Annotated in this window: 6 protein-coding genes; all 6 read right to left on the bottom strand. The window is 40.7% G+C overall.

The genetic code is table 11. From position 1 onward, the window contains the following. Positions 1-251: 251 nt before the first annotated feature. Positions 252-575 carry an SEL1-like repeat protein gene (locus tag EIZ48_RS27510; RefSeq protein WP_160658489.1) on the bottom strand — a complete coding sequence of 108 codons (324 nt, stop codon included), beginning with the start codon at positions 573-575 and terminating at the stop codon, positions 252-254. Between the two features lie 122 nt (positions 576-697). Continuing rightward, positions 698-1519 (bottom strand): phospholipase D-like domain-containing protein, encoded by an 822-nt coding sequence (locus tag EIZ48_RS27505; protein ID WP_160658487.1) that lies wholly within the window; start codon positions 1517-1519, stop codon positions 698-700. Positions 1520-1642: 123 nt separating this feature from the next. Further along, positions 1643-2335: a DUF2711 family protein gene (locus EIZ48_RS27500; RefSeq protein ID WP_160658485.1), complete on the bottom strand. Its 693-nt coding sequence runs from the start codon at positions 2333-2335 to the stop codon at positions 1643-1645. Between the two features lie 599 nt (positions 2336-2934). Next, a complete protein-coding gene (locus EIZ48_RS27495) occupies positions 2935-3390 on the bottom strand; it encodes an Imm26 family immunity protein (protein WP_160658483.1) in 456 nt (151 codons plus the stop codon). Positions 3391-3510: 120 nt separating this feature from the next. Next, a complete protein-coding gene (locus EIZ48_RS27490; RefSeq protein WP_160658482.1) occupies positions 3511-3912 on the bottom strand; it encodes a hypothetical protein in 402 nt (133 codons plus the stop codon). Between the two features lie 114 nt (positions 3913-4026). Further along, complete coding sequence (locus EIZ48_RS27485; protein ID WP_160658480.1) at positions 4027-4542, bottom strand: hypothetical protein; 516 nt, start codon at positions 4540-4542, stop codon at positions 4027-4029. Between the last annotated feature and the right edge of the window lie 392 nt (positions 4543-4934).

Raw genomic sequence — 4934 nt, 5'->3', positions numbered from 1 at the left:
TTTCTTTCCAACAATGCATCGGTGCAAAATTGTAAGCACCTTGTTCTTTTTGTAATTGCTTTCTTATATTCACTTCCATCTTTGAATAAACCAGTTATAAATGGCATATATCCCCTCTACTTAATTTGTGAATTTTAGGCATAACGCCCGCAATAAGGTGCCCCACGCCTAACTAACAAAGCACACTGTACTCCATACCAAAACCGCCGAGTGTAACGGGTCACCTTGATTGCTTTGTTATGTTTTAAGGACTACGAAAACAAAGACAGAACCCTACCTATTAGAGTTTGTTTTTTAGGTATTACTTTCTTTGGCTTAGGAACGCTCTTACACGCATTTAAATCTCTATTGGGTCTTGGTATATACCCTAGTTCTTTAGAGCGTTCGAGCCAATACTGGTGTTTTCCATGGTCTTGAGCAACGCCCATTCCAGTCTTGTACATTTCACTTAGATTAAAAGCAGCGCTGCCACTCCCTAGGTTATATGCTTCAGTAAACAGAGAGACTGCTAAATCCCAATCTCCTGCAATAATCGCATCTGCCCCAGCACGAATTAACTCTTCCTCTTTTGTCATTAATAGCTCCGAATTTGATAAAAACATAACGCCTGCCATAAGGTGTGCCCCACTGAACCAGCAAAGCGCACTGAACTCCATACCAAAACCGCCGAGTGTAACGCATCACCTTGATGGCTTTGTTATGCGTGTCCTGATTTGTGCGCCTGTTTTAATGCGATAAACTGACCAGCAAAATCTTCAGCTAACTCTCTACTGTCAGTAATAGTAATACTTTCGTTATTATATTGAGCGTTTTTCGTCCAGTTGTAAGAGCCATGAACAACCTTTTTTAAATCAATGACACAAAACTTATTGTGCATGATTTTCTTACCCCAAGGACTAGATGGCGAAACCTTATAATACTCAATACCTTTAGCTGCGAAGTCTAAGCCATACCTGCTAGTCGTAATGTCATCATTAACGATCACTTGAATATTTAGACCATCCAGATGTTTTTGCAGTAAAGCATTACCTATTTCCTTATCGGTAAACCACGCCATTGCTACCCATATAGAAAATTTTGCTTTGGATATGTTTTCTAGTATTCGCTGACGTATTTCTTGAAAATAAGCTTCAATGTCAACGGTTGAGTCTTCAATACTAGCGCCTGATACGATAAATACACCTAGAGAGTTTTGCTCCAATGCATATCCATCGTGCTTAATAATTTCGTTAATACCTTCAGCTAGTTCTACATAGTTTTCGGCACGCCTGCTATCAACTAATCCCTCAACCATAAGCTTCATTTGGTTAGTTCCATTAAGGGACTTGGTAGTTTTCAGAGCATAATCTTTTCGGCTTGCCGATTCAGGTAAGCCTCCGTTTTGGAAAGAATAAACATCCCGAACATCAAATAGATTGAAGAACTTTACAAGATCAGGACCCGACATATAGGGAGCCTCTGAGTCATCGCCTGTGATATAAGCTTTTAACGCTTCAATTGAAAAATCTGATAACTTCATACTCTACAAACATCCAAAAAAACGCATAACGCCTGCAATAAGGTGTGCGCACTCTGAACCAACAAAGCACACCGAACTTAATACCAAAACCGCCGAGTGTAACGCATCACCTTGATTGCCTTGTTATATTTCATATGCTCCCCAGTAAACTTCGGTTTTCGGGGTGCAATAAAACCCTTCAAAAGATTCGGTTGAAAGAAGTTTTTCAATTAAATCTCTTGAAGAACATAAAAACGAACAATGACTATCCCAATGTGTAGTGACTAATAAGCTATGGTCATGTGTGAACACACAACCATGTGAGGGGATCTCATCTTTTTCAATTAGATCGCCAATCCAGTGTAGTTTTCTTTCTGTCCCAAACTCATCACCAACCCAAAGCCAATCAAAGCCAAGCTTTCTAATTGCGTTGAAAAGCCGATTTTCTAGCAGCGGCGGCAGATCACCCTCTGTAGGGTGGATGATATCAAGCTCTTCAGATAGTGAATTTAGTTTTCTTGCAGCTTCTCTATTTGAAAGTTCCTTTTTTATACCGCCAATACTGGTTCTTAGCCCTACATCAATATCTGCTAAACTGGAGAGCTTTGTTAGCTTCAGAACCTCCTGCCAAGATACCGCATTACAACCGTCGATAATCTCATGTTTTGTAGGCCACTTCTCAGGACAGAAACGCTCAATATCTAAATTGAACGGTTTTAGAAATGGGTGAAGCATCACATACACCACCTCGAATTGACCTTCATAGAATGAAAGTATCTTTTCATCGTATGGACATGAAGCAAATTTTTCTGGTGTTGGTAGTACTCTATCCTTCATACCTCGATCTACCTTAGAAATATAACACCTGGGATAAGGTGCGCCACGACCAACTCACCAAACCCGCTGAACTCCAAACCAAAAATGCCGAGTCAAACAAGTCACCTTGATACCTTTGTTATGCAACTCCATCCATTAATACGATCATACTTGGCCGAAAATCTTTCCACGCGTGATAAATCTGCGGCATACAGGCAACAAATCCAGACTCTGATAATTCCGATTCACTTTCAACGATTTGAGCCAGAGAAACCTGCATGACAACCTGATACGGACTGGCTTGGCTGCTGCACCAAACCTATGGGCAAAGAAAAGCGCCAACACTTTCACAGCTGAGCAACGTTGTAATTCGGTGTTGCATTGCCAGAATCAAAGGCAGCAGAGAAGGCAACAACAAGCTTACCTTCGGACTTTCAGGCAGCCTTTCGGCAAACGAATGGCCAAAGAAATCGTGGAAACAAGCGATGGATTATCTACCATTGAAAATCTTGGCTCTAGGTGCATAACGCCTGGCATAAGGTGCGCCACGACCAACTCACCAAGCCCACTGAACTCCATACCAAAACCGCCGAGTGTAACAAGTCACCTTGATGCCTTTGTTATACCCGTGACTCCGCAGACAAAGAGCTTACCCACTTGCTTTCTCGTCCTTCACTTAAAGCAAGAAGCCTTTCTTCGACATGCTCTTTTGACCAAACCGCTGCACACTCTAACTCAATACACTCTTCTTTCGTTGCTGGGATCTCATTACCATTTGTGTAAATAGAAAACTGCTTTGAGAGAAGGTCAAACTTATAAAATTTAGGCTCAGATAATTCGATTTGGTTAGCTTCGATGCAGCCTACTTTAGACCAACCATTTTTACCCAATGCATCTTTCATAACCCAAATTTTGAACAACTTTCCGCCAAAGACCTTACCTAAATCACTTTGAGGGACGTCATAAGAATTCTCAGAAAATGCGACAAGAGGATCGGATAAGATCAAGCCGTAGCTGAACTTGCCATTTGAAAGTGGTATTTGCACCACTTTGCCACACTCAAAGTTTTTAACCATCGTTTGTAACTTTCCTAAAGGGTATAACGCCTGCAATAAGGTGTGCCCCACTGAACCAACAAAGCACACTGAACTTCATACCAAAACCGCCGAGTGTAAGGCATCACCTTGATTGCCTTGTTATGTTTCAATTACCTGAACCAATCGCTCAAAACAAAACTTCATTGGTCCATATTTTTGTTGAAGTGATATTTCAAATGACTCAACAAGAACTTTTGCTCCAACTACTATTTCATCACTTTCCCAATACCCCAATCGATCATACTCGATACGTTCAGTTCCCTGTACAATTTCTACGATGTCCCACTCTTCATTGAGAAAGTCTTGGCGTTTACCAACAAAAGAGACTCTGCCAAGTGCTTTTGAGTATGCAATAAGACCTGAATCATAGTTTTTCCACCATTTCTCAGTTCCAACTTCTCCATGCTTGCCGATATATTCAGGCAAATCATTTGCCAGAGCTTCGTTAACTGAATCAGCCCATGAATTTTCAGAGTTTTTCAGATCAAAAATTATAGACATAGTCAATTCCAAGAAACATAACGCCTGCGATAAGGTGTGCCCCACTGAACCAGCAAAGCGCACCGAACTCCGTACCAAAACCGCCGAGTGTAATGCATCACCTTGATTGCTTTGTTAAAGCGCATCAGCCAAGTTACCAAAGAATTCATCGTGAATGTTAATTGCACTCTTAAACACTTTAGAGCCAGGCTGCTTTTTATTGTCTGGATTTGGAACAGTTAAAGAAGGCATAGAACCATTTTTGAACAGAACTTTGGGGTCTGTAAATAAAAATGCTTGGCATGGGAAGAAGTCACATGCCAGTGTTATAACTATTAGTTGGTCAAAACCTTTCGTTAAAGGTGAAAGTTTACGGCTTTTACTATAATCTGAGGTTGATTTAACTTGAAAAAGAACCACTTCCTCAGATTCGGTTATCACTTTAATGTCCCATGCTTTCTCGTTGGATGCTCCAAAGCTAATGTGACTATTTGGATACTTTTCTTCTAGATACTTTTTAGCATAAAACTCAGCAATCGAACCACTACTAATACTACAAGTAGGAAAATGAGCGTTTTCTTCTTGAACGATTCGCCACAATTTCAAATACGAGTTAGCATAATCATCAATTGCACTGTAAATTTTATCCATGAACTTATTTTCCTTCGCGCGCTTTAACGCCAGCAATAAGGTGCGCCACGATGAACTCACCAAGCCCACTGGACTTCAAACCAAAACCGCCGAGTGTAACGCGTCACCCTTGATTGCCTTGTTATGGAAAAATTGAATAAACACAAGGACTTAACAGCAACGTTACCGCCAATGGTTACCCTGCTCTAATGCAAACCATCATACGCAACAGCTTGAATTAAAACAGAACTATTCTCATAACTTCATGAGTTTAAGAACAAATCTCAGAAGCTACTCGATAATGAATTGCTCTTTACCAACCGGTTATAATCGGAATCTTCGGGGAAAGTAGCCAAGAACCAAACATTGATAACCATAGCCAAAACTGAACATTTCCGTCCGATGATGTTTCA

Origin of the sequence: Photobacterium alginatilyticum, assembly GCF_009910675.1 — a bacterium.
GTDB lineage: Bacteria > Pseudomonadota > Gammaproteobacteria > Enterobacterales > Vibrionaceae > Photobacterium > Photobacterium alginatilyticum.
Note: the sequence above shows the minus strand (reverse complement) of the source record. Positions and strands in the feature narration are given on the sequence as shown.